At 67.2% G+C, this 24,623-nt stretch carries 28 protein-coding genes; 11 read left to right on the top strand and 17 right to left on the bottom strand.

The window, feature by feature from the left end:
- The 7 genes from ABS88_RS18360 to ABS88_RS18330 form a co-directional block, all read right to left on the bottom strand.
- On the bottom strand, positions 1-260 hold a 260-nt coding region (locus ABS88_RS18360; protein WP_286750277.1), incomplete at its 3' end, for a hypothetical protein.
- Positions 261-275: 15 nt separating this feature from the next.
- Positions 276-2,054 (bottom strand): heparinase II/III family protein, encoded by a 1,779-nt coding sequence (locus ABS88_RS18355; protein ID WP_286750276.1) that lies wholly within the window; start codon positions 2,052-2,054, stop codon positions 276-278.
- 3 nt (positions 2,055-2,057) lie between these two features.
- Entirely contained in the window at positions 2,058-2,726 is a 669-nt protein-coding gene (gene rpe / locus ABS88_RS18350; protein ID WP_067186097.1) for a ribulose-phosphate 3-epimerase, read from the bottom strand.
- Positions 2,727-2,795: 69 nt separating this feature from the next.
- Complete coding sequence (locus ABS88_RS18345) at positions 2,796-2,999, bottom strand: toxin-antitoxin system HicB family antitoxin (RefSeq protein WP_241941790.1); 204 nt, start codon at positions 2,997-2,999, stop codon at positions 2,796-2,798.
- 86 nt (positions 3,000-3,085) lie between these two features.
- On the bottom strand, positions 3,086-3,988 hold the full coding sequence (locus tag ABS88_RS18340; protein WP_286750275.1) for an SPFH domain-containing protein: 903 nt from the start codon (positions 3,986-3,988) through the stop codon (positions 3,086-3,088).
- Between the two features lie 324 nt (positions 3,989-4,312).
- Entirely contained in the window at positions 4,313-6,520 is a 2,208-nt protein-coding gene (locus ABS88_RS18335; RefSeq protein WP_286750274.1) for a M3 family metallopeptidase, read from the bottom strand.
- A gap of 85 nt (positions 6,521-6,605) precedes the next feature.
- Complete coding sequence (locus ABS88_RS18330) at positions 6,606-7,475, bottom strand: SMP-30/gluconolactonase/LRE family protein (RefSeq protein WP_067186091.1); 870 nt, start codon at positions 7,473-7,475, stop codon at positions 6,606-6,608.
- Positions 7,476-7,671: 196 nt separating this feature from the next.
- On the opposite strand from ABS88_RS18330, the gene ABS88_RS18325 reads away from it, so the two are divergent.
- The 4 genes from ABS88_RS18325 to ABS88_RS18310 all read left to right on the top strand — a co-directional run bounded on the left by ABS88_RS18325 (position 7,672) and on the right by ABS88_RS18310 (position 11,528).
- A complete protein-coding gene (locus ABS88_RS18325; protein WP_067186089.1) occupies positions 7,672-8,826 on the top strand; it encodes an acyl-CoA dehydrogenase family protein in 1,155 nt (384 codons plus the stop codon).
- A 154-nt stretch (positions 8,827-8,980) separates the two neighbouring features.
- Positions 8,981-10,150 (top strand): acetyl-CoA C-acetyltransferase, encoded by a 1,170-nt coding sequence (locus ABS88_RS18320; RefSeq protein WP_067186087.1) that lies wholly within the window; start codon positions 8,981-8,983, stop codon positions 10,148-10,150.
- Between the two features lie 156 nt (positions 10,151-10,306).
- Entirely contained in the window at positions 10,307-11,089 is a 783-nt protein-coding gene (locus ABS88_RS18315) for an SDR family NAD(P)-dependent oxidoreductase (protein ID WP_067186085.1), read from the top strand.
- Position 11,090: 1 nt separating this feature from the next.
- Positions 11,091-11,528 carry an acyl-CoA thioesterase gene (locus ABS88_RS18310; RefSeq protein ID WP_067106066.1) on the top strand — a complete coding sequence of 146 codons (438 nt, stop codon included), beginning with the start codon at positions 11,091-11,093 and terminating at the stop codon, positions 11,526-11,528.
- 73 nt (positions 11,529-11,601) lie between these two features.
- Here ABS88_RS18310 and gmk read toward each other — a convergent pair whose 3' ends face one another.
- A complete protein-coding gene (gmk, locus tag ABS88_RS18305; RefSeq protein ID WP_067186083.1) occupies positions 11,602-12,264 on the bottom strand; it encodes a guanylate kinase in 663 nt (220 codons plus the stop codon).
- Between the two features lie 58 nt (positions 12,265-12,322).
- Here gmk and ABS88_RS18300 point away from each other — a divergent pair, with 58 nt between their 5' ends.
- Positions 12,323-12,874 (top strand): DUF2585 domain-containing protein, encoded by a 552-nt coding sequence (locus tag ABS88_RS18300; RefSeq protein WP_148650921.1) that lies wholly within the window; start codon positions 12,323-12,325, stop codon positions 12,872-12,874.
- A 20-nt stretch (positions 12,875-12,894) separates the two neighbouring features.
- Here the strand turns inward: ABS88_RS18300 and ABS88_RS18295 are convergent, their stop codons facing one another.
- From ABS88_RS18295 to ABS88_RS18280, 4 genes are read right to left on the bottom strand one after another with little or no spacing between them, the layout of a single operon-like run.
- The gene (locus ABS88_RS18295) at positions 12,895-13,260 is read right to left on the bottom strand and encodes a hypothetical protein (RefSeq protein ID WP_067106073.1); all 366 of its coding nucleotides are present in this window, start codon (positions 13,258-13,260) and stop codon (positions 12,895-12,897) included.
- Between the two features lie 22 nt (positions 13,261-13,282).
- Entirely contained in the window at positions 13,283-14,698 is a 1,416-nt protein-coding gene (gene fumC, locus ABS88_RS18290) for a class II fumarate hydratase (RefSeq protein WP_067186079.1), read from the bottom strand.
- Positions 14,695-15,006, bottom strand: coding sequence for a hypothetical protein (locus tag ABS88_RS18285; RefSeq protein ID WP_067106077.1), 312 nt, complete (start codon positions 15,004-15,006; stop codon positions 14,695-14,697). Before ABS88_RS18285 ends, fumC begins: the two co-directional genes overlap by 4 nt.
- Positions 15,007-15,010: 4 nt before the next feature.
- Positions 15,011-15,493, bottom strand: coding sequence for an SspB family protein (locus ABS88_RS18280; protein ID WP_067106079.1), 483 nt, complete (start codon positions 15,491-15,493; stop codon positions 15,011-15,013).
- A 97-nt stretch (positions 15,494-15,590) separates the two neighbouring features.
- Between ABS88_RS18280 and hisB the strand changes: the two genes are divergently transcribed.
- From hisB to hisF, 4 genes are all read left to right on the top strand, one after another.
- Positions 15,591-16,178: an imidazoleglycerol-phosphate dehydratase HisB gene (gene hisB, locus ABS88_RS18275; protein ID WP_067106177.1), complete on the top strand. Its 588-nt coding sequence runs from the start codon at positions 15,591-15,593 to the stop codon at positions 16,176-16,178.
- 9 nt (positions 16,179-16,187) lie between these two features.
- Entirely contained in the window at positions 16,188-16,796 is a 609-nt protein-coding gene (gene hisH / locus ABS88_RS18270; protein ID WP_067186077.1) for an imidazole glycerol phosphate synthase subunit HisH, read from the top strand.
- Positions 16,784-17,518 (top strand): 1-(5-phosphoribosyl)-5-[(5-phosphoribosylamino)methylideneamino]imidazole-4-carboxamide isomerase, encoded by a 735-nt coding sequence (hisA, locus tag ABS88_RS18265; RefSeq protein ID WP_067106083.1) that lies wholly within the window; start codon positions 16,784-16,786, stop codon positions 17,516-17,518. The genes hisH and hisA overlap by 13 nt, the downstream gene beginning before the upstream one ends.
- Positions 17,519-17,636: 118 nt before the next feature.
- Positions 17,637-18,401, top strand: coding sequence for an imidazole glycerol phosphate synthase subunit HisF (gene hisF / locus ABS88_RS18260; protein ID WP_067106085.1), 765 nt, complete (start codon positions 17,637-17,639; stop codon positions 18,399-18,401).
- Here hisF and ABS88_RS18255 read toward each other — a convergent pair.
- Positions 18,388-19,524 carry a beta-ketoacyl-ACP synthase III gene (locus ABS88_RS18255; RefSeq protein ID WP_286750273.1) on the bottom strand — a complete coding sequence of 379 codons (1,137 nt, stop codon included), beginning with the start codon at positions 19,522-19,524 and terminating at the stop codon, positions 18,388-18,390. The two genes, hisF and ABS88_RS18255, sit on opposite strands and share 14 nt — an antisense overlap.
- 197 nt (positions 19,525-19,721) lie before the next feature.
- Here ABS88_RS18255 and ABS88_RS18250 point away from each other — a divergent pair, with 197 nt between their 5' ends.
- The gene (locus ABS88_RS18250) at positions 19,722-20,273 is read left to right on the top strand and encodes a hypothetical protein (protein ID WP_067186073.1); all 552 of its coding nucleotides are present in this window, start codon (positions 19,722-19,724) and stop codon (positions 20,271-20,273) included.
- Between the two features lie 23 nt (positions 20,274-20,296).
- On the opposite strand, the gene ABS88_RS18245 is transcribed toward ABS88_RS18250, so the two are convergent.
- Both ABS88_RS18245 and ABS88_RS18240 read right to left on the bottom strand, forming a co-directional pair.
- On the bottom strand, positions 20,297-21,064 hold the full coding sequence (locus tag ABS88_RS18245; RefSeq protein ID WP_212598465.1) for a sulfite exporter TauE/SafE family protein: 768 nt from the start codon (positions 21,062-21,064) through the stop codon (positions 20,297-20,299).
- A 127-nt stretch (positions 21,065-21,191) separates the two neighbouring features.
- Positions 21,192-22,118, bottom strand: a complete 927-nt coding sequence (locus ABS88_RS18240; protein ID WP_067106093.1) for a LysR family transcriptional regulator — start codon at positions 22,116-22,118, stop codon at positions 21,192-21,194.
- 82 nt (positions 22,119-22,200) lie between these two features.
- Here ABS88_RS18240 and ABS88_RS18235 point away from each other — a divergent pair, with 82 nt between their 5' ends.
- Entirely contained in the window at positions 22,201-22,539 is a 339-nt protein-coding gene (locus tag ABS88_RS18235; protein WP_067106095.1) for a hypothetical protein, read from the top strand.
- Positions 22,540-22,611: 72 nt separating this feature from the next.
- Here ABS88_RS18235 and ABS88_RS18230 read toward each other — a convergent pair whose 3' ends face one another.
- Together ABS88_RS18230 and ABS88_RS18225 are read right to left on the bottom strand one after the other, a co-directional pair.
- Positions 22,612-23,484, bottom strand: coding sequence for a proline dehydrogenase family protein (locus ABS88_RS18230; RefSeq protein WP_286750272.1), 873 nt, complete (start codon positions 23,482-23,484; stop codon positions 22,612-22,614).
- Entirely contained in the window at positions 23,481-24,581 is a 1,101-nt protein-coding gene (locus ABS88_RS18225) for a GNAT family N-acetyltransferase (protein ID WP_286750271.1), read from the bottom strand. The genes ABS88_RS18230 and ABS88_RS18225 overlap by 4 nt, the downstream gene beginning before the upstream one ends.
- Positions 24,582-24,623 lie beyond the last annotated feature (42 nt).

The following is a 24,623-nucleotide window of genomic DNA, read 5'->3' as shown; positions in this document are numbered from 1 at the left end:
TTACTTCCTGTCGATCCATCCATGCCGACCTCCAAACAGCCAGCAGCTTGAATCACAATCCTGCGCCAATGGAAATCCTGAATGTAAACGAAACCTAGGACCAATCGACATTCAGAAGATGGCGAGGCGAAAATGGTGGTTTTTCGCGACTCGGAGCGCAGCGTGCTGACGGCACGTGAGCAGCGGAAGCGCGAAAAGCCGCCATTTGCAGGCCGCCAGAGCTGAATGTCGATTGGTCCTAGCGCAAATTCAAGGCTCACCGCGATGGAAGCCGCTTACCCGATATGCTTGAAGATCCAGCCGATGCTGACGCCGCCGGCGGGGGCGCTGCCGGTGACGACGAGCTGTTCGGTGGGATGCGGGCGGCCCTCGCCGTCGACCCACAGGCTTTCCTCGACCGCGAGCGTGCCCTCGGAGGCGCGGAACTGCCACAGCGGCCCGCCGGCGATGCGCAGCAGCGCGCCGAGCCGGTCGGCGGTCAGGCTGGCGGAAATGTTGCGGCCGAGATGGAAACGCAGCGCGAAATGCTTGTCGCCCTTGCGGCGGCTGCGCGGAGCGGGGAGCAGCATGTCCTCGCCGCGCAATTCGCGCCCGTTGGGGGAGAGGATCAGCAGGCGGCGATGGATCAGCCCGTGGCGCCGCGCATAGCCGTCGTGGCTCATTTCCAGCCGGCTGCCCTGCGGGGTTTCGTGCCGGTCGAGCTCGACCTCGGTCACCCCCTTGCCGAGCGAGCCGTTGGGCAGGATCGCGGTCGAATTGCTGTCGGCAACGACCAGCGTCGAATGCGCGGCGGTGGTGCGCAGCCCGCGCGCCAGTTCGGTGGGGATCGTCGCGCCGGTCAGCGCCGCGCCGCCGCAGTTGACGACGATGCGTTCGGCCCCGTCGCTCAGCTCGAATGCCAGGGTCGAGGCGCAGCCCGCCTCGGTCACGCGCGCGATCGGCGGCGGCGCCGCGTCGGCGAGCAGCACGACCTTGTTCGCGACGAGCCGCTGATAGCCCCAGTCGCGCGCCTGTTTGAGCGGGCGGGTGCGCACGCCGCTCGCCGCGACGATTGCCGCGATCGTTTCGGCCGGCGTCGCGCCGCTGCCCTGCCAGCTTCCCATGCCGCCGTCGCTGTGGACGATCCCGAGCAGCGCCGGAACCGCGCGCGCCAGCACCTCGTGCAGGAAGGGCGGCAGGTCGATCCGCCGCATGTCGTATATGCGCGCAAGCATCGACAGCGCCATGATCGCATCGAGCTGCGCCTGCGGAGACCGCGCGATATTGCCGCCGTCGGCGTAGAAGCTCGTCTCGATGACCTTGCGCAATCCCGCTTCGCCGAACACCTGTCGCGGTTCGCCGCCGGGCATCAGCAGCGAGGCGGCGACGACGCCGATCCAGGCGACCATCTGCTCGACGCCGGGGCGCGTCTTGTCGGCGACGCGGTCGAGATGCCGCGCCGCGCGGGCGAGGTGGTTGAGCACGGCGGAGCGATAGACGAGATCGCTCGACGACAGGATCAGCGGCGCGTGCGCAGCCCAGAACAGGATGCGCCACCCCGTATTGTCGGCTTTCCACGCCGGTTCGCTGACCGTCTCGCCATGGACCGCGAGCCATTGGCGCACGATCGCCTCCGCGATCGCCGCACCGTCGGCGCGCGTCCCGGTGGCGGCAAGGTCGCGCAGCCACGCAAAGCTGTGGATGTGATCGGCAAAGCTCGGCGCGACGCCCAGCGCCGTGAAATCGAGCGTGGCGAGCGGCAGCCTGAGCCCGCGATGGAGGAAATGGCCGGCGCGGATCGCTGTGCCCGCGCGCGTGTCGCCGGGAACCGGGTCCTCGGGCACGCCGAGCAGCTTGAGCGGAAAGCGCCCCTTGAGGCGGAAGGCGTGCAGCGGGGTGCGCCACGTCAGCCGCGTGATCTGGTTGGCGATGCGGTCGCCGAGCGACAGCCCCTTGTCGGCGGGCAGGCGGATCAGCCGCTTGCCGGGCTCGATCGAGTCGTCGAGCGGCGGCGTGTCTTCGCCCGCATCGGGGGTCGGGTCGATGGGGGCAACGGTCAACGGTCTCCCCTCCATCGCTCAGGCGCCGCGCAGGCGCCGGATATTGTCGGCATAGGCGTCCGGCCCGCCGCGGAAGGTCGCGGTGCCGGCAACGAGCACGTCGGCGCCCGCCGCGATCGCGAGCGGCGCGGTGCCCGCGTCGATGCCGCCGTCGACCTCCAGCCTTATGTCGCGGCCCGACTTGTCGATCATCCTGCGCACCGCTTCGATCTTGCGGAGCTGGCTGGAAATGAAGCTCTGGCCGCCGAAACCCGGGTTGACGCTCATGATCAGGACAAGGTCGATCTCGTCGATCAGATAGTCGAGCATCTTCGCCGGGGTCGCGGGGTTGAGCGAGACGCCGGCCTGCTTGCCCAGCGACTTGATGTGCTGGATGCTGCGGTGGATGTGCGGTCCCGCTTCCGGATGGACGGTAATGATGTCGGCGCCCGCCGCGGCGAAGGCGTCGAGGAAGCCGTCGACCGGCGAGATCATCAGATGCACGTCGAAGGGCAGGGCCGAATGCGGCCGCAGCGCCTTCACCACCATCGGCCCGATCGTCAGATTGGGAACGAAATGGCCGTCCATCACGTCGATGTGAACCCAGTCGGCGCCCGCCGCCTCGATCGCGCGCACCTCTTCGCCGAGCTTCGCGAAATCGGCGCTGAGGATCGAGGGGGCGATGCGGACGGAGGGTGCGGCGGTCATGACGACCGGCCTTAACCATCTAGCCGATGGGGAGCAAGCGGCCGTGCGCCCGGTCGCCTTCGGCGACTGTCAGTCCCCGGTCCTGGGCGGGCGCCCGCGCCGCGGGCCCTCCGACTGCTTCACCGCCACGCCGCGCCGGGCGAGCGCCTCGCGCAGCAATATCTCGATCTCGGCATTGGCGCTGCGCAACTCGGCCGCGGCCAGCCGCGCGATCGCCGCATAAAGCGCGGGATCGAGGCGGAGGGCAAAGGCTTTTTTGGGCGACGCGGGCATGGGAACAAACCTCAATTCCCGTTCGCATCGGGCCCCGAGCGCCGGCTAAGGCCGTCGAAGAGCTCGACACGAACGATCCTTGCAAATCAATAGAGCGACCCGGTGTTGACGACGGGCTGGGTGTCGCGTTCGCCGCACAGCACCACCATCAGGTTCGACACCATCGCCGCCTTGCGCTCGTCGTCGAGATGGACGACGTCCTTCTCCGACAGATGCTGCAACGCCATCTCGACCATCGTCACCGCGCCTTCGACCAGCTTCCGGCGCGCCGCGATCACGGCTTCGGCCTGCTGGCGGCGCAACATCGCGCCTGCGATCTCCTGCGCATAGGCAAGGTGGGTCAGGCCACATTCGTCGACGGTGATGCCGGCGACCGCCAGCCGTTCGATCAGTGCCTTGCGCAATTCGGCGCCGACCTCGTCATGGTTGCCGCGCAGCGTCACTTCCTGATGCTCGATGTCGTCATAGGGGTAGCGCGATCCGATCGACCGCACCGCGGCCTCGATCTGCGCGAGGACGAATCCCTTGTAATCCTCGACGTCGAACAGCGCCTGCGCGGTGTCGGTGACGCGCCATACCACCTGCGCCGCCATTTCGATGGGATTGCCGCGCAGGTCGTTGACCTTGATCTTGTCGGAGATGACGTTGTTCGCGCGCACCGCGATCTTGCGGCGCGTCAGCCACGGCAGCACCCAGCGCAGCCCGGTCTCGCGGTCGGTGCCCTTGTAGCTGCCGAAAAGCTGGATCGCTGCCGCCTCGTTCGGATTGATAAGGTAGAAGCCGCAGAGGATCAGCGTGCCGGCAATCGCCGAAACGGCCAGCAGCACCCATTTCCACGACGCTTCGGTCCCCGTGGCGTTGCTCACCCCCGCCCAGATCGCGATGCCGAGCAGGACGAGCCAAACGAACAGCATCAGATAGCCGCTCGCCGTCGCCGCGCGCACCTCGCGCGTTGGGTTGAGCGCGGCCGTCACATACGAATCACCCATGGCACCCTCCGATATAAAGATGACATCATATTTATATCGCATCTGGCCGGCGTCAATTGGATTTGTGGGGCGGTGGTGATGGCGGTTTGGGGGCAGGAAGCCGTCTGAGCCATGCACCGGTTCCCCCTCCCGCAAGCGGGAGGGGCAGCGAGACTCGCGAACTTGTCACCCCCGACCCCTCCCGCTTGCGGGAGGGGAGAAGAAACGTCGAAACCCGCCATTCCATTCCAGATCGCCCTGGCGGTCACGAACGTGGACCCGCCGGACGATACAACAGGACAAAGGGCGCGCGAAGGCCCCCTTTGCTTCGCGGCGGAATGCCGGTCAGTCGGTCGGAAAACCGCGCTTGTGCAGCAGCGCCTTCACGTCCGGGTCGCGACCGCGGAAGGCGCGATAGGCGTCGGCGCGGTCGGTTTCGTTGCCGGTCATCAGCAGGATGGTGCGGAACCGGTCGGCGACGCCGCGATCCCATGGTCCGCCTGCTTCGGTAAAGGCCGCCCAGGTGTCGGCGTCCATCGTTTCGGACCACAGATAGCTGTAATAGCCCGCCGAATAGCTGTCGGAGCTGAACAGGTGGCCGAACTGCGGCAGCCGGTGCCGCATGACGATTTCCTTCGGCATGCCGATCTCGGCCAGCGTCTCGCGCTCGAACGCGTCGATGTCGGTGACGGGGGTCTTGCGGTCGTGCAGCTTCATGTCGACGATCGCGCTCGCCAGATATTCGACCGTCTCGAACCCCTGGTTGAATTTCGCCGATGCCAGGATCTTGTCGACCAGCGCCTGCGGGATCGGCTCGCCCGTCCGATAGTGCGTCGCATAGGTCGACAGCACCTCGGGCGTCATCAGCCAATTCTCGTTCACCTGGCTCGGAAACTCGACGAAATCGCGCGGCACGCCGCCGAGTGCCGGATAGGTCACATGCTGCAGCAGATAGTGGATGCCGTGGCCGAATTCGTGGAACAGCGTCGTCGCGTCGTCGAGGCTGACCAGCGTCGGTTCGCCCTTCGCGGCTTCGGTGAAATTATTGTTGTTCGACGCCAGCACGTTGCGGTCGCCGCCCAATGTCTGCTGGCTGCGATAGGTGGTCATCCACGCGCCCGATCGTTTGCCGTCGCGCGCGAAATTGTCGAGATAGAGAACGCCGATGTTCGCGCCGGTCTTGAGGTTGGTGACCTCGAAGGTCTTCACCTTGGGATCGAAGATGGGGATGGTGCCCGTATTCTCGCGAAAGCCGAGGTCGTAGAGCCGCCCCGCCGACCAGAACATCGCGTCGCGCAGCTTGTCGAGCTGGAGATAGGGCTTCACCTCGCTTTCATCGAGGTCGTATTTCGCCTTGCGGACCTTCTCGGCATAATAGCGATAGTCCCATGGCTCGATGGTGATCTTCGGACCCTTGCCGGCCTTCGCCTCGGCGTCGGCGATCGCCTGCATGTCGGCGACTTCCTCGTGCACGCGCGCGACCGCGGCGGGCCACACCTTCATCATCAGCTCCATCGCCTTTTCGGGCGTCTTCGCCATCGTGTCGGCCATGCGATAATGCGCGTGGGTCGGGAAACCGAGCAGTTCGGCGCGCTGCTGGCGCAGCTTCAATATCCCGGCGATCGTCGCGTTGGTGTCGTTCGCGTCGCCATTGTCGCCGCGGTTCACGAAGGCGCGCCACACTTTTTCGCGCAAGCTCCGGTTGGCGGCGTTCTGAAGCACGGGCTGCGCTGACGAACGGGTGTTCTTGATCGCCCATTGGCCGGGCTTGCCCTGCGCCTCGGCCGCCGCGGCGAGCGAGGCGACGAACGCGGGTTCCAGCCCCGCCAGCTCGGCCTTGTCGGTGACGAAGGTATAGAGTTTCTCGTCGGCGAGCAGCTTCGACGAGAAGGCCGAGAACAGTCCTTCGAGCTTTGCATTCAGGTCGACGAGCTTTGCCTTGTCGACGGGCGACAGGCTGGCGCCGTCGCGCACCATCTCGTCATAGCTGCGCTCGACGATGCGGATCTGTTGCGCGTCGAGCCCGCTCGAATGCCGCGCGTCATAGACCGCCTTGTAGCGGGCGAACAGGCGCGGATCGAGGAACAGCTCGGTGAAGAAGGTCGAAAGCTTCGGGCTCCATTCGGCGTCGATCGCCTCGACGCGGTCGTTCGACTTGTTCGACGTCTGCACGCCCCACAGCGCATAGACGCGGTCCATCGTGTCGCCCGCGAGCTGCATCGGGACGTGCGTATTCTCGAACGTCGGCGCTTCGGGGTTGGCGATCACCGCCTCGACCTCGGCGCGCGTTTCGGCCATCGCCTTCTGGAAGGCGTCGGGGAACAGCTCGGGATCGAGCTTGTCCCACGGCGGCACCCCCTGAAAGGGGCCGGTCCACGGCGCAAGCATCGGGTTGTCGGCGGCAGGGGTGGCCGCGGCCGGAGCGGCGGCGGGTTCGGCGGCGGTGGCTTTGCTCATCTGGCTGTCCATGCTGGCATAACCCGCAACCAGCGCGGTGGATGCGAGCAGCATCGACAGGCGGCGGGCGAGAGGGGGCGCTGGGCGCGGCATCATCGGTCATCTCCCGGGAACTTTGGTTTCGGGCGAAACCATATGGGGGAGCCTTAACCCGGGACCGCGCGGCGATGCAAGGCGGCGGTCAACCGGCGAAGCCCGGCTGGATGAGGCCGGGCACGTCGACGCGAAAGGCGAAGAGGCCGCCCGAGTGCGGCTGCTCGCGGCGTTCTTCGTCGGACAGCGCCTTGCCCGCGCTGGTGACGAAGGCGGTGCGCATGTCGGCGCCGCCCAGCGCGATCATCGACGGGCGCTGCACCGGCAGCTCGACGGTCTGGAGCAGTTCGCCGGCCGGCGACAGGCGCACGACGCGCCAGCCGTCCCACAGCGCCGACCAATAGCAGCCTTCGGCATCGACGGTGCCGCCGTCGGGGCGGCCGGTGCCTGTCTCGAACTGGTGGAACAGCCGCCCCTCGCCCAGCATACCGGTCGCCGGATCGACGGCATAGGCGCGCAGCGCGTGCGTCGGCGTGTCGGCGTGATAGAAAGTCCGTCCGTCGGGGCTGAATGCGGCGCCGTTGCTCGTCAGCAGGCCGCCGAGCATTTTCGTCAGCGACCCGTCGGGGTCGAGCCGATAGAGCGAGGCGGCCGGGTTCGTCTTGTCGCGCGTCACGCTGCCGACCCACAAGCGCCCGGCGGCATCGACGCAGCCGTCGTTGAAGCGCTGCTCGGGAATGTCCGCGAGCACTTGTTGACCGAAAGGGCGCGGCGCTCGTCCCCAGACGTCGATCAGCGCGCAGCCGCCCTTCAGGCCTGCGACCAGCCCGCCGCCCGCGCGCGGCGCGATGCAGCCGACCGGCCCGTCGAGTTGCATCGTCTCGGTCCGTCGCGTCGTCGGGTCGGTGCGGTGGATGCGGTGCGCGTCGATATCGACCCAATAGAGGCGCGATTCGCCCGCGTGCCAGCGCGGCGACTCGCCGAGCAGCGCGTGGGCGTCGAGGAGCAATTCGACCATAAGCAATGGCATAGCGTCGCCGCCCGGCACCGGCAAATCCGCTCGACGAAGGAGTTTCGTGCCGTAGCGGCATTTCTACTTGACGTGGACGTAAACGTAAGGTCCATTGGTCGGCGAAGGGCGTGCCGCGGCGCGCCCGTTCTTGCGCGGACCGACTCCCCGATAACGCTCGGCCGCCCTCAGGAAAGGAAGACCCATGTCGCTCGATCATCTGTCGCGCACCGCTTATACCGAGGACCATGAAGCGTTCCGCGCGACGGTTCGCCAGTTTCTCGAAAAGGAAGTCGCCCCCAACCAGGCGAAATGGGCCGAGGACGGCATCGTCCCCAAGGCGCTGTGGCCCAAGGCGGGCGAGATCGGGATGCTGTGCCCGACGGTGCCGGAGGAATATGGCGGGCTTGGCCTCGACTTCGGCTATAACGCCATCGTCGACGAGGAAAGCGCCTATTACGGCCGCGTGACCACGGGCTTCTCGCTCCAGTCGGACATCGTCGCCAACTATATCGTCCGCTACGGCAGCGAGGAGCAGAAGAAGCACTGGCTGCCCAAGATGGTCGCGGGCGAGGTCGTCACCGCGATCGCGATGACCGAACCGGGCACCGGCAGCGACCTTCAGGGGATGCGCACGACCGCGAAGAAGGACGGCAATCACTATGTCATCAACGGGTCGAAGACCTATATCACCAACGGCCAGAACGCCGACCTGATCCTCGTCTGCGCCAAGACCGACACCGATGTGCAGCCGGCGTGGAAGGGCGTATCGATCATCCTCGTCGAGGCGGAGCGCGAAGGGTTCCAGCGCGGCCGCAACCTCGACAAGATCGGGCAGGACGAAGCCGACACGTCGGAACTCTTCTTCAACGACGTGCGCGTGCCGATCACCAACTGCCTCGGCGACGAGGGGCAGGGCTTCATCTATCTGATGAGCGAACTGCCGCAGGAACGCCTTTCGATCGCGGTGAGCGCGCAAGCCTCGGCGCAGCGCGCGTTCGACGATACCGTCGAATATACGCGCGACCGCAAGGCGTTCGGCAAGCCGATCCTCGATTTCCAGAACAGCCGCTTCGTTCTCGCCGACCTCAAGGCGAAGCTGCAGGTCGGCTGGGCGCACCTCGACTGGGCGCTCGCGCGCCACATGAAGAAGGAATTGACGCCGGAGGAAGGCGCCGCGGCGAAGCTGTGGCACACCGACCTGCAATGGGAGGTGATGGACAAGTGCCTCCAGCTTCACGGCGGCGCGGGTTACATGAACGAATATCCGATCGCCCGCGCGTGGCGCGCCGCGCGCGTGACGCGCATCTTCGGCGGAACGAACGAGATCATGAAGGAACTGATCGGGCGGAAGCTCTGATTTCCCCGCCCGCAAGCGGGCGGGGCAGCGAGATCTGGGAGCTTGCTCCCTGGTCGCAGCGGGGTGGACCATCTCACCCCCGGATGCTCGCTCCGCTCGCGCTCACCCCTAACCCCTCCCGCCTGCGGGAGGGGGATCAAGAAAGGAATTCTCCATGGCTACAGCTTATATCGTAGACGCCGTCCGCACCGCCGGCGGCCGCCGCGGCGGCCGGCTGGCCGGTGTCCACCCCGTCGACCTCGGCGCAGCGGTGTTCGACGCGATCGCCGACCGCAACGATTTCGACACCAGCGTGATCGAGGACGTCATCACCGGCTGCGTGTCGCAAGGCGGGCAGCAGACGATGGACCTCGGCCGCAATGCGGTGCTCGCGTCGAAGCTTCCCGACAGCATCCCTGCGGTCACCATCGACCGCCAGTGCGGCTCGTCGCAGCAGGCGGTGATGTTCGCGGCGCAGGCGGTGATGTCTGGCACGCAGGACGTCGTGCTGGCGAGCGGCATCGAGAGCATGACGCGGGTGCCGATGGGCAGCGTCGCGACGCTGTTCATGAAGGAGGGGCTCGGCAACTACAAATCGCCGCGGCTCGAAGAGAAATATCCCGGCATCATGTTCAGCCAGTTCATGGGCGCCGAGATGATCGTCAAGAAGCACGGCTTCACCAAGGCCGACCTCGACGCCTTCGCGCTCGAAAGCCACCGCCGCGCCAAGGCGGCGACCGAGGCGGGCCTGTTCGATCGGGAGATCGTTCCGGTCGAGATCGAGACCGCCGACGGCAAGGAATGGCACAAGGCCGATGAGGGCATCCGCCACGACGCGACGCTCGAAAGCATCGCCGGGGTCAAGCTGCTCCAGGAAGGCGGCACGATCACCGCGGCGACGTCGAGCCAGATCTGCGACGGCGCCTCGGCGGTGCTGGTCGTGTCCGAACAGGCGCTCAAGGATCATGGTCTGACCCCGCGCGCGCGCATCCATCACCTGTCGGTGACGGCGGGCGATCCGGTCATCATGCTCGAGGAACCGCTGTTTGCGACCGAAAAGGCCTTGAAGAAGGCGGGGCTCAAGATCGGCGACATCGATGCCTATGAGGTCAACGAGGCGTTCGCGCCGGTGCCGCTCGCGTGGCTCAAGTATCTTGATGCCGATCCCGCGCGGCTCAACGTCCACGGCGGCGCCATCGCGCTCGGCCACCCGCTCGGCGCCACCGGCGCGAAGCTGATGGCGACGCTGCTCGGCGTGCTCGATGCCCGGGGCGGCAAATACGGCCTTCAGACGATGTGCGAAGGCGGCGGCCAGGCGAACGTCACCATCGTCGAGCGGCTGTAAAGCTTTCAAAGCCCCTCCCGCTTGCGGGAGGGGCAGCGAGACTTGGGAACTTGTTCCCTAGTCGCAGCGGGGTGGACCAAGCGGTCTCGTTCCATCCTGCGACCCCCCACCCCAACTCCTCCCCTGAAGGGGAGGGGCTTTAGTCAGGAGAAACCCATGAAACTCGATTCCACCGTATCCGCCGTCGTCACCGGGGGCGCCTCGGGCCTCGGCGCCGCCACCGCGCGCGCGCTTGCCGCGAAGGGCGTCAAGGTCGCGATCTTCGACCTTCAGGAAGAAAAGGGCAAGGCGATCGCCGAGGAACTGGGCGGCGTCTTCTGCGAATGCAACGTCACCGACGACGCGTCGGTCGATGCCGCCTTCGCCAAGGCGCGCGCCGCGATCGGGCAGGAGCGCATCCTCGTCAACTGCGCGGGCACCGGCAATGCGATCAAGACCGCGAGCCGCAGCAAGGAAGACGGCAGCATCAGGCATTTCCCGCTCGACGCCTTCAACTGGATCATCCAGATCAACCTCGTCGGCACCTTCCGCTGCATCGCCAAGTCGGCCGCGGGCATGATGACGCTCGACCCAATGGCGGACGGCGAGCGCGGCGCGATCGTCAACACGGCTTCGGTCGCGGCCGAGGACGGCCAGATCGGCCAGGCCGCCTATTCGGCTTCGAAGGGCGGGGTCGTCGGCATGACGCTGCCCGTCGCGCGCGACCTCGCGAGCGAGAATATCCGCGTGAACACCATCCTGCCGGGCATCTTCGACACCCCGTTGCTCGGCGCCGCGCCGCAGAATGTCCGCGACGCGCTCGCCGCCTCGGTGCTCAATCCGAAGCGGCTCGGCAATCCGGACGAATATGCCACCCTCGCGCTCTGCATGATCGAGAACGGCTATTTCAACGGCGAGGACGTCCGCCTCGACGGCGGCATCCGCATGGCGCCGCGCTGATATGGCCAAACCGGAAGGCTGGCGGCTCGATGCCGCCAGCTACCCCGTCTGCGAAACATTCCAGACGCGGTTCCAGGACATGGACGTCAACGGCCACCTCAACAACGTGGCCTTCGCGGCGCTGTTCGAAAGCGGCCGCGTCCTGCTCAACTGGCGCCTGCGCGCGCAGGGCGAGCGTGCGGCGAACGAACGCATGATGGTCGCCGCGGTCGAGATCAACTATCTGGCCGAGGGCAATTTCCCCGATCCCGTCGAGATCGCGACCGGCATCGGCCGCATCGGCACGTCGAGCTGGACGCTCATCCAGGCGATGTTCCAGAACGGCCGCGCGATCGCGACCTGCGACACCGTCGTCGTCTGCCGCACCGACGGCGAGGCGAAGCCGCTGCGCGCGGAGATGGTCGCGGAGCTGGAGGCGAATCTGGCTAGGCCGATTTAGCGATCTGGCCTGACCTTCGTCATCCCGGACTTGATCCGGGGTGACGATGAACGGAGGACGGAGCCTAGCGCTATTAAAGCTTCTTGTCCGCCTCGGGCACCGATCGGATCAGGTCGCGGGCGAAGCCGATCAGGCCGATCTGGCGGCGGCGCTTCAGCCGTTCGGCGCGCAGGATCGCCTTCACCTCATCGAAACAGCCTTCGACATCGTCGTTGATCAGCACATAGTCATAGCCGTCCCAGTGGCTGATCTCGTTCGCCGCGCGCGCCATGCGCGCCGCGATCACCTCGTCGCTGTCGGTCCCGCGCGACCGCAGCCGGCGTTCGAGTTCCGCCATCGTCGGCGGCAGGATGAACACGCGCACCACGTCGGGGCCGGCTTCCTGATAGAGCTGCTGCGCCCCCTGCCAGTCGATGTCGAACAGCACGTCCTTGCCCGCGGCGAGCAGGTCCTCGACCGGCCCGCGCGGCGTGCCGTAGCGATGGCCGAAGACATGCGCCCATTCGAGGAATTCGCCGTCGGCGGCCATCTGCTTGAAGGTTTCGACATCGACGAAATGATAATCGACCCCGTCGCGCTCGCCCGGGCGCATCGGCCGCGTGGTCGCGGAGATCGACGGCGCGATGTCGGGATCGGCGGCGAGCATCTTTTTCGAAATCGTGGTCTTGCCCGCGCCCGAAGGCGACGACAGAATGAAGAGCACGCCGCGGCGGTGAAGATGGACGCTGTCAGCCATGCGGGCTCATTGCGCGCGCGCGGGCGCCGGTCAAGCGGGAAGGGGCATCATGGCGGGAATGACGCGCAGAGGTTGGCTGGTCGCGGCCGCGCTGCTGACCTTGCTCGCCGCGATCCTGATCGCGATGGGACGCCCGCCGATCTGTCCGTGCGGTACCGTCAGCCTGTGGCACGGGGTCGTCCAGTCGAACCAGAACAGCCAGCAGATTTCGGATTGGTACAGCTTCAGCCACGTTATCCACGGCTTCCTCTTCTATGGCCTGTCGCGCTGGCTGATGCCGCGCGCGCCGCTGTGGATCGCGCTCGCCGTCGCGATCGGAATCGAAGGGGCGTGGGAGATTCTCGAAAATTCGCCGATCATCATCGACCGTTATCGCGAGGTGACGATGGCCTATGGCTATGCGGGCGATTCGGTGCTCAATTCGGTGAGCGATGCGGCGTTCATGCTGCTCGGCTTCCTCGCCGCGAGCCGGATGCGCTGGCAGACGACCGTCGCCGTTGCGATCGCCTTCGAATTGTTCACCCTGTTCGCGATCCGCGACAATCTGACGCTCAACGTCCTGATGCTCGTCTCGCCGGTGGAGGCGATCAAGGACTGGCAGGCGGGCTGATCTTCGATAACGAAGCGGTTTTAGTGAACCGACGGCTGCCCATTCGTTTCGACCGGCAGCGCCGGGGGCAGGGCATCGCCGAGCTGTTCGCCGTCGGACGCCGCGCTGTCGATACCGGCATAGCTGTCGACCACGCCTTCGCGCGCCAGCCGGTCGCCGATGCGATGCGCTTCCTCGGCGGCGCGGCGCTGTTCGGCGCGGTCGGCCCATTTCTTGGTGAGGTAGGCGGCGGCCGCGGTCGCGGCGAGCACGGCATAGCGTTGCGGGAACATCCGCCGCGCCACGAACAACGTCCCGGCGCCGATCACGGCACCTGCGACCGGGTGATTATTCTTGCGGCGCCCGATCGCGCTGCCGAGCACGCCGCCGACGATCCGTCCCATCATCTTCACGATCCTTCCTCCCCCATCAATCCGCGACGCGGCCTTCGGGTTCCGGACCGAGCATATGGCGCGGGTCGACGACCCGGTCGAAGGTCGCCGCATCGACGAAACCCAGCGCCAGCGCCGCCTCGCGCAGGGTCGAGCCGGTTTTGTGCGCGTGTTTTGCGATCATTGCCGCGTTGTCATAGCCGATCTCGGGCGCCAGCGCGGTGACGAGCATCAGCGAGCGCTCGACCAGTTCGGCGATTCGCGGGCGGTTCGGCTCGATCCCGGCGACGCAGCGGGTCGCGAAGCTTTCCATGCCGGTCGCGAGCAGGTCGATCGAGCGCAGCACATTGGCGCCGATCAGCGGCTTGAAGACATTGAGTTCGAGATGCCCCTGCATCCCGCCGACGGTCACCGCCTGATGATTGCCGATCACCTGCGCCGCGACCATCGTCAACATCTCGCACTGGGTCGGGTTGACCTTGCCCGGCATGATCGAGCTGCCGGGCTCATTCGCGGGCAGGTCGATCTCGCCCAGCCCGGCGCGCGGGCCGGAACCGAGCAGACGGATGTCGTTGGCGATCTTGGTCAGCGCGACCGCGAGCGTGTTCAGCCGCCCCGACAGGTCGACCAGCATGTCGTGACTCGCCAGCGCCTCGAACTTGTTCGGAGCGCTTGCGAAGGCGACGCCGGTGATCGCGGTCATCTCGGCCGCGAAATCCCCGGCGAAGCCCGCGGGGGCGTTCAGCCCGGTGCCGACCGCGGTCCCGCCCTGCGCGAGATGCGGCAGGGCATGCTGCACCAGCGGTTCGGTGCGCGTCCGGCACAGAAGCAGCTGGGCGTGATAGCCCGAAAATTCCTGCCCCAGCGTCAGCGGCGTCGCATCCTGCAGATGGGTGCGGCCGATCTTGACGATATCGTCCCACGCCTCCGCCTTGGCGCGCAGCGCCTCGATCAGCACGTCGAGCGCCGGCAGCAGGCGGCTGCGCATCGCCAGCGTCGCGGCGACGTGCATCGCGGTCGGAAAGCTGTCGTTCGACGACTGGCCGCGGTTGACGTCGTCGTTGGGATGCACCGGCACCTTGCCGCCGCGCGTGCCGGTCAGCATCTCGTTGGCGCGGCCGGCGATCACCTCGTTGGCGTTCATGTTGCTCTGGGTGCCGCTGCCCGTCTGCCAGATGACGAGCGGGAACTGGTCGTCATGCTCGCCGGCGGCGACTTCGGCGGCAGCGGCCTCGATCGCGTCGGCTTTTTCGGCGGACAGGCCGTGGCGGCGGTTGACCCGCGCCGCCGCCTGCTTGACCAGCGCGAGCGCGTGGACGATCCCGACCGGCATCCGCTCGCGCGCGCCGAAGGGGAAATTCTCGATCGACCGCTGCGTCTGCGCGCCCCAATAGGCGTCGGCGGGCACCGCGATCTCGCCCAGGCTGTCGCTTTCGATCCGCGTGTCGCTCATAGGATCAATATCCTCGTCACCATCACCGCCCCGGCCCAGATCAGCGCGACGAGGCTGAGCAGCTTCCAGAAACCGCGCTCGCCGACCCGCGCGCGCAGCCAGGCGGCGACGATCCAGACCAGCACCAGCGCCGGGGTCAGCACCAGCAGGCTGAAGCGCAGCAGCCCGTCGGCGATCTGCCCGCGGGGATAGGGCCCCTCGAACAAGGCATAGCCCTCGACCCCCCACCAGAAGGCGGCGGTCAGCACGACCATGCCCGCAAGGGCCCAATATTGCCAGAAGCGCGATGGCGGCCAGTTGTCGGCCACGGCGCTATTTCTTCTTGCCGAAGTCCACGGTCACCACGTTCGACCCGTCCTCGGCCGATACGTCGGGGCGGTCGTTATGGGCTTCGTCATGCGGTTCGGGCGCTTCCATATCCTCGTCGCTGACCTGGAACTGGAGCCCGAAATCGACCGATGGATCGACGAAGGCGGTGATCGCCGCATAGGGGATCACCAACATCGACGGCGTCTGGTTGAACGACAGGCCGACGCTGAAATGATCCGATTCGACCTTCAGGTCCCAGAAGCGGTTCTGGAGCACGATCGTCATTTCGTCGGGGAACTTGGCGACCAGATGCGCGGGGATCGACACGCCCGGCGCCTGCGTCTTGAAGGTGATATAGAAATGATGCTCGCCGGGCAGGCTGTCCGATCCGACGATCTGCGACAGCACGCGGCCGACCACGGCGCGCAGGGCGTCCTGCACGATCTCGTCATAGGGAATCAGGCTGTCGCGGACTTCGTCACTCATGGGCGAGGGGGATGAACGGCGCGCGGGCGATGGTCAAGGGGGGTCGAGAGCGGAGAGTCGCCTTGCAACGCGAAAAGTCGCTGCTATGGCGTCGGCCATGCGAACCGCCTCTGTCCAGCGCACGACCAGGGAAACCGATATCGCGATCACCGTCGATCTCGACGGCAGCGGCACCTATTCGGTATCGACCGGCATCGGCTTTCTCGACCACATGATCGAGCAACTGTCGCGCCATTCGCTGATCGACATTTCGATGACGGTGAAGGGCGACCTGCACATCGACCAGCACCACACGGTAGAGGATTCGGCGCTCGCGCTGGGCGATGCGGTGGCCAGGGCGCTCGGCGACAAGCGCGGCATCGCCCGCTATGGCGAGGCGCATGCGCCGATGGACGAGACGCTGACGCGCTGCATCCTCGACATTTCGGGGCGGCCGCACTGCGTCTGGAACTCGGGTTTCTCGCAGCCGCGGCTCGGCGAGATGGATACCGAGCTGTTCCCGCACTGGTTCGCCAGCTTCGCGCAGGCCGCCGGGATCACGCTGCACATCGAAACCCTCTATGGCGAGAACAACCACCATATCGCCGAGAGCATGTACAAGGCGCTGGCGCGTGCACTGCGCCAGGCGGTCGAGATCGACCCGCGCAAGGGCGACGCGATCCCGTCGACCAAGGGTGTGCTCTAGGAGCCGTCCATGAGCGTGATTGCCCTGATCGACTATGGCGCAGGCAATCTTCGCTCGGTGCATAATGCGCTCGTCGCGGCAGGCGCGGACAATGTCGCCGTCACCGCCGATCCCGATGTCGTGGCCAAGGCCGACCGCATCGTGCTGCCCGGCGTCGGGGCGTTCGCTTCGTGCATGAACGGCCTTTCAGCCATCGACGGGCTGGTCGAGGCGATGGGCTGGCGCGTGCGTGGCGACGGCGTGCCGTTCCTCGGCATCTGCGTCGGCATGCAATTGCTCGCCGACGCGGGCGAAGAGCATGGCACGCACAAGGGTCTCGGCTGGATCGGCGGGACGGTGCGCGCCTTCGCGCCCGCGCCGGGGCTTCGCATTCCGCATATGGGCTGGAACGATGTCGTTCCCACGGTGGCGCATCCGGTGATCGCGGCGGGCGAGGCCTATTATCTCCACGGCTATCATTTCGCCGATGCGGTGCATGTCGCGGCGACGAGCAGCCATGGCGGGACCTTCACCGCCGCCGTGGCGCGGGGCAATATCGTCGGCGTCCAGTTTCACCCCGAAAAGAGCCAGGCCTATGGCCTCGCCACCCTCGAAAGATTTCTCGCATGGCGGCCCTGACGATCTTCCCCGCGATCGACCTGAAGGGCGGACAGGTGGTGCGGCTGGCCGAGGGCGACATGGCGCGCGCGACAGTTTACGGCGACGATCCGGCGGCGCAGGCGCGGCTGTTCGCCGCGGCGGGCGCGGACTGGCTGCATGTCGTCGACCTCGACGGCGCTTTCGCAGGGGAAAGCGTCAACGGCGCGGCGGTCGAGAGCATCATCGCCGCGTTTCCAGGCAAGGTGCAGGTCGGCGGCGGCATTCGCGACCGGGCGGGCGTCGATCGCTGGCTGGCGCGCGGTGTCGAGCGCGTGATCATCGGCACCGCCGCGCTGAAAGATCCCGAGTTCGTCAAATCGGCTGCGCGCGATCTACCCGGACGGATCGTCGTGGGGGTCGATGCGAGGGACGGTATGGTTGCGACCGAGGGCTGGGCCGATGTGTCCGACGTGCGCGTCGAAGACCTTGCGCGGCGGTTCGAGGATGCCGGCGTCGCGGCGCTGCTCTTTACTGACGTCGGCCGCGACGGGCTGCTGAAAGGTTGCAATGTCGAGGCGACGGTGGCGCTCGCCCAGGCAGTCGCGATTCCGGTGATCGCTTCGGGCGGAGTCGCCGACATCGGCGACATCCATGCGCTCCGTCCGCATGTCGCAAGCGGCATCGAAGGCGTCATCACCGGCCGCGCGCTTTACGACGGTCGGCTCGATCTGGTCGAAGCAATTGCCGTGGGGCAGGGATGAAGGCCATGCCTCTCAGTGTTCCCCGGCGAAAGCCGGGGTCCAGGGTGTTATCGCGCAACGACGGTTTCGTAACGCTCTGGACCCCGGCTTTCGCCGGGGAACACGGAAGGTTGGCTCCATGACCGTCCGCGTTCGTGTCATCCCCTGCCTCGACGTCGCCGACGGGCGCGTCGTCAAAGGCGTGAACTTCGTCGACCTGCGCGATGCGGGCGATCCGGTTGAGGCTGCGCGCGCTTACGACGCTGCGGGCGCCGACGAACTTTGCTTCCTCGACATCAGCGCGAGTCATCAGGGGCGCGGCACCCTGCTCGACATGGTCGCCCGCACGGCGGAGGTCTGCTTCATGCCGCTGACCGTCGGCGGTGGGGTGCGCAGCGCCGAGGATGCGCGCGCGCTGCTGCTCGCGGGCGCCGACAAGGTCGCGGTGAACAGCGCCGCGGTGGTGCGCCCCGAACTGGTCGCCGACATCGCCGACCGCTTCGGCAGCCAGTGCGCGGTGGGCAGCATCGACGCGCGGCAGGTCGCGGCGGGGCGATGGGAAATCTTCACCCACGGCGGGCGGCGGGCGACCGGGATCGATGCCGTCGCGCATGCGGTGCGGCTCGCCGAACTGGGGGCGGGCGAACTGCTCGTCACCAGCATGGACCGCGACGGCACGAAGGACGGCTATGACCTCGCGCTCACCCGCGCGATCGCCGATGCGGTATCGGTGCCGGTGATCGCGAGCGGCGGGGTCGGCAACCTCGACCATCTCGTTGCCGGGGTGATCGAGGGCGGGGCGAGCGCGGTGCTCGCCGCGAGCATCTTCCACTTCGGCGAGGCGACGATCGCCGATGCGCATGCGCGGCTGGCGGCGGCGGGCTTGCCGGTCAGGTCTTTCTGACGAACACCGTGCCCGCCGAATAGCCGGCGCCGAACGAGCAGATGAGGCCGGTGTCGCCCGCCTGCATGTCGTCGTGATGCAGGTGAAAGGCGATGATCGACCCCGCGCTCGACGTATTGCCATAGGTGTCGAGCACGGTCGGGCTTTCGTCGTCGCTCGCTTCGTGGCCCAGCACCCGCTGCGCGATCAGCCGGTTCATGTTGGTGTTCGCCTGATGCAGCCACAGCCGCCGCATGTCGGCGCCTTCGAGCCCCAGCTTCGCCATTTCGTCGACGATCATCGCCGCGACCATCGGGACGACTTCCTTGAACACCTTGCGGCCTTCCTGGACGAACAGCTTGTCGGTTTTCGGTCCCGACTGGTCGATGCCGCCGTGGGCACGGTTGAGGAAGCCGAAATTGTTGCGGATATTGTTCGAGAATACCGTCTTCAACTTCGTGCCGAGGATGTCCCAGTGCCCCGCGGGCGCCAAGCCCTTGTCCTCGATCAGGATCGCGGTCGCGACGTCGCCGAAGATGAAATGGCTGTCGCGATCGCGCCAGTTGAGGTGCCCCGAACAGATTTCGGGGTTCACGACGAGCACGCTTTTCGCATGGCCCGCACGGACATAGTCGGCGGCGGTCTGGATGCCGAAGGTCGCCGACGAGCAGGCGACGTTCATGTCGAAAGCGAAGCCGTCGATGCCGAGCGCCTGCTGAATCTCGATTGCCATCGCGGGATAGGGGCGCTGCATGTTCGACGCCGCGCACAGCACCGCATCGACATCGGCGGCGTCGCGCCCCGCGCGGGCCAGCGCGTCCTTCGCCGCCGCGACGCCGATCTCCGCGAGGATCGACAATTCGTCGTTGCCGCGCTCGCGCAGCCGCGGCGCCATGTGCGCGGGGTCGAGAATGCCCGCCTTGTCGACGACGTGGCGCGACCCGATGCCGCTGGCCTTTTCGATGAACTCGACGCTCGATTCGGTCAGCGCCGGGATTTCGCCCGCCGCGATCGCCGCCGCCTTGTCGCGATTGTAGAGCGCGACATATCGGTTGAAGCTGGCCACCAGTTCTTCGTTGCTGATGCGTTCGGCGGGGGTGAAGAGGCCGGTGGCGGACAGGACCGGCTGCGATTGGTGCGACATGGATGACCTGCGTGTCTTTTGTTGTTCGGGGACAGCCTGTTGATTAGGCCGCGGCATCGCGGCGCGCAACGCCCGTCGCAACAGGCTGAACGATCGCCGACATCATGGTTAACCGACCGCTAACCATCCGGGTGGCATGGTGCGCGGTGCAGGCCTCCGGGGGGATGGCTCCCCGGGCGCTTAGCGGGAGCACGACCATGGCCACGCGTTCAGGACCGGCAGCCGGCGATCTGTCGCTCGCGGAGATTCGGGAATTCGCCGCCTTCCTTCCGGGCACCCAGCGCTATATCCGCCGCTCGCTCGACATCGGGCTGGAGCGCGACGACGCGGTTGCGCGCTGGTCGCGCGATCCGGTCGAGGAAGCGGCGATCCGCGTGCAGGCGAAGGTCTATGGGCGGCTCGGCGCGATCCGCGCGCATATTCCGGAGGATAGCGGGCTCGACGCGCTGGAGGGCTTCATGGCGCCGCTGGTCGCGGTGTCGGCCTTCGACCTCGGGCAGGATCGCCTGCCGAGTTTCCGGGCCTATCGCTTCCTGTACGAACGGTTGCTCGGCGCGCATGCGCGGCCCTGGCTGCCCGGTGCCTTCTGCGCCGCGGCGGCGTTGCCGCATCTCCATCCCGACAAGCGCAAGGCGCTGCTCCAGTCGATCGGCGAATCGGCGGCCACCGCGCCGGGCTGGTCGGCGCGCGAACCCAGCTTCTACCCCGAATGGGTCGACAAGATCGACGAGACGCGGCCGGCGAACTAGCGCCGGGACCGCCCCGCCGCCGGTCAGATCAGCGCTCGCCACAGGCCGAAGGCGCTGGTCAGCGTCAGGACGACGCCGACGAGGATCAGCATCAGCTTGGGCGAGAAGCGCTTGGCCATGAAGGCGCCCATCGGTGCCGCGATCACCCCGCCGATCAACAGGCCGAGCGTCGCGCCCGCGATGTCGGCGAAGCCGAGGTGCCAGATGAAGGTGGCCGATACCGCTAGGGTCAGGAAGAATTCGACGCTGTTCACCGTGCCGACGACCTTGCGCGGCTCGGCGCCCTGGACGAGCAGGTTCGAGGTGACGACCGGTCCCCAGCCGCCGCCGCCCGCCGCGTCGAGGAAGCCGCCGACGAGGCCGAGCGGCGCGATCACCTTGGGCTTGCGGATTTTCGGCGGATACAGGAGGCCGCGGACGAGCAGCCAGACGCCGACCAGGATCAGATAGGTCAGGACGATCGGCTTGACCACCGCGCCGTCGATCGACGACAGCAGATAGGCGCCGGTCACGCCGCCGATGATCCCGGGAACGAGCAGGCGGAAGAATAGCCCCCATTCGATGTTGCGGTGGATCAGGTGGCTGATGCCCGACACGCCGGTCGTGAACACCTCGACGACATGGACGCGCGCCGACGCGGTGGCCGGGGGCACGCCCATCACCGCGACGAGCAGCGTGTTGCAGATGACCCCGAATGCCATGCCGAGCGCGCCGTCGACGAGTTGCGCGGCGAAACCGATCAGGATGAAGGGCAGGAGCGCCGACGGATCGAGCGCCGAAAGTTCAAGCATGATTTCATCCCAACTGTTTTCGTTGAGAAGGTGCTGCCGCGATTCTACGGCGAACGCCAGTACAGTTTTTCTGCTGCCGTTGAAGGGAAGGGTTTCCGCGCCCAGCCGAGACGGCCCCGATGCGGCATCAGCCGTTCACCTGATCGGGAAGATATTCGCGCACATGGTCGATGAAGGCACGCAGCTTCGGCATCACCTGCTTGCGGCTGGGATAATAGAGGAACAGCCCCGACGTCGAACTCGCATGTTCGGTCAGCACCAGTTCCAGATCGCCGCTCGCCACCATCGTTTTTGCAACGGGTTCGGCCAGCATTCCCATCGCCACCCCCGCGCGCATCGCGACCATCGCCGCGATCCAGTCGTTGACGATCACCGGCCCAGTCACCGGCACCTCATATTCGCGATTCCCCCTTTCGAAGGTCCATGGCATCAACCCGCCCGTCGCATAGCGAAAGCGGATGCAGCGATGGTCGCGCAAATCCTCCGGCGTTTCGGGGCGCCCATGGCGGTCGAGATAGGCCGGCGCCGCCGCCGCGACGAAACGGAACGGTCCGGTGAGGCGCACCGCGATTACGTCGGCGTCGAGCGTTTCGCCCATCCGGACGCCCGCATCGAAGCCGCCGGCGCTGAGGTCCGCCAGTCCGTCGTCGGCGTAAATCTCCAGTTCGATATCGGGATAGGCTTCGCAGAAGCCGGCGATGATCGGCTCGAACAGCGGCTGCACCGCGCCGCGCATCAGGTTGATGCGCAGCCGTCCCGCCGGCCGGTTGCCCAGGTTGCGCGCCGCTTCATAGGCGTCGGTCAGCCCCGCATAGGCCGGCGCGGCGCGTTCGAGGAACATTTCGCCCGCCTGGGTCAGGCCGACGCTGCGTGTCGTGCGCATGAACAGCGGGGCACCGACCCGCGCTTCCAGCGCCTTCACTGTCTGGCTGATCGCCGAGGGCGAAACGCCGAGGTCCGCAGCGGCGGCGGAGAAGCTTCGCCGTTCCGCCACGCGCAGAAAAGCCTCGATCCCGTCGAGCGCCCCCTGAGGGATTGTTAAATCCTGCTTCAAAGCACTTGCAGATTATAGAGGATTATCTATTGGCGCAAGCGCGGCTAAATAAGTTGCACAACGAAACGAAAGGATCTCTCCCATGACCAATCGGCTCTCCTCTTTTAACCGCTTCCCCTCCGCCTTCGCAATCGTCGCGGCTTCGGCGCTTGCCTTCACCGGCCTGATCGCCTCGACCGCGCCGGCGCACGCCCAGCCCCAGAGCGGCGACTATCGCTGCACCGCGCTCGCCGAGCAGGCGCGCGGCGCGGCCGACACCGTCCAGAGCGGCAAGCAGGCCAGCGCAAAGCGCTTCGTCGCCGCAGGCAACAAGCTGTGCGAAGCGGGCAACGAACGCGCCGCCGCCAAGCAGTATCGCACCGCGCTGAAGATCGCGGGCGTGGCCGAAGCCCAGGGCGACAGCCAGGTGGCGTCGCGCTGACATCATCCCAAGCCAGACACCATTCTCCGGCCCGCCCTCTCCCTCTCCCCGGCGGACACAACTGGGGCGGCCCTAATCGGGCTGCCCCATTTTGCTTGAGGACGGATCGCGCAGCCCCAGCATGTCGCGCAGCATCCATAGCGGCAGCCACGGGCGCGCGAGCGCCTTGTCGATCGCATAGGGCCACCAGCCGGGGCCGAACGGGATATAGAGACGCACGGGCACGCCGCGCTGCCGCGCAATAGTGACCGTTCGCGCCCGTGGAAGCCCGCGCAGCTGTTCGAGTTCGACGGGCGTCCCGGCGGCGATCAGCCTGTCGAGCGCCTGCGCGGCGAGCGCCGGCCTATGCGTCGCGATGGCGACCGGCGCAGTGCGGCCGGCGAATTCCGACACCAGCGCCAGATAGGCCGCGTCGGTATCCGCGGGGTCTGCATCGGGATCGGGCCACTCGCCCTTGACGATCCGGATGCGCGCCGTCGTGTCGCGAAGGCGTACGGCATCGGCGGAGCTGCGCCGCCAGCGCGCGGGAAGCACGCAGCCGGTCCCCGGAAAGTCGGCGAGCAGCTGCTCGGTTGCCGCAATCGTCGCCTCGGCGTCGGCGGGGCCGTGGGCGTCGAGCATGAGCGGCATTCCTGCGGCCGCGCCCGCGTTGGCGAGCGCGCGCAGGCGCGCGGGACAGAAGCCGAGCGGCGGCGCCTTGACCGACAGATAGGCGCCGGTGCCGATAAGCCGCGCCGCGGCGGCGCGGTAGGCGGCGATGATCGTATCCGGGTTGTCGCCGTCGTCCTGGAAATAGCCGACGGTCGCCGCGAACTCCCGCCGCCGCAACCGCGCGCATAGCGCGGCGGCATCGGCGGGCTCGGGCGTCCGCAACCATCGCGCCGCGCGGCGCGGCAGCGCGTAACGCTGGTCGCGCAGCCAACGCCAGGCGGCCGATTCCTTCACCGCGCGGCTCTACCCAGTCGATGCCGCAGCCAGAACAGGCCGTCGGCAAGCAGCGCGACAAGGCCGGGCGGGGTGAAGGGATAGGTTCGCACGCGGATGCAATCGCGTTGCTCCTGCGTCCAGAAGCGTGTGATCCACGCCTCGGTCTCGCCAAGCAGTTCATAGCTTTCGAGCCCCTGCTCGGCCGCCCAGCGCAGCGTGTGCAGCATCAGCAGGGTTCCGGGCGAGCATTTGCCGAAACGGTCGTCATGCCCGATCTTGAACAGCCAGTATTGCCCCGCCCAGAGCAGCGCCAGCTGCATCGCCACCGCCTCCCCGCCGATGCGCATGAACGACAGCCGAAAGGTGCCGCGCGCCGCAGCCGAACGGAAGAAGCGGCGAAAGAAGGTCTCGCGCCGCCGGTCGACCGCCAGCGCGCTGCCGGCCTCGCGCTTCCAGCTTCGCAGCTCGACACCGATCGCTTCGTCGAACAGCGCGTCGAAGTCCGCCGGGCCCGGGGCCAGCGTCTCGAACGTCACGGGGCCGATCGCTTCGGCGCGCCGCGCCGCGCGCCGAAAATCGGACCGGCGGCCGGCGTTGAACCGGCTTTCGGGATCGCGCCACGATTCGCCGAGCGCTATCATCGGGCATGGCATGGCGGGGCGAACCGATACCCAGCCGCGGCCCCGCATCGCCCGCCGCAGCGCGGGTACGAGGGGCGAGTCCCGGGAAATGCGGTCGAGCGATAGCGGGTGATGCGCCGCACGGATCGCGACGGCGATCGGATCGGCCGCCGTCGGGTCGGCACAGAGCAGGTCGCCGGGCTCGAACAATTCGATGGCGCCGGCCATCCGCCAGCGGGCGAAATAGCGCCGGTCCCGGCACAGCGGCAGCAATGCGGTGATCGCAACACCGCTGTGGACCCCGATCAGTTGTTGGTGCTGGCCTGACAGGAGGGGAGCGAGCGCCGCCGCGAAATCCCGCGTCTGCGTCGGCCAGTTTCCGCGGGGTTCGAGCTGCTCCCATTCCGCCGCCAGCCGGTCCGCATCCATCTCGCGGACGAGGTCGACCGCGCGCGCCGACCGGCGCCGCGCGGGGCGCGCATTTCCGCTTTTCATCCTGTCGAAACGCGCGTGCCGCAAGCGATGCCCCCCTTCCGC

It is taken from the genome of Sphingopyxis sp. SCN 67-31 (genome assembly GCF_001725095.1).
The sequence above is the reverse complement of the archived record's forward strand: the minus strand, read 5'-3'. Positions and strand labels throughout refer to the sequence as shown.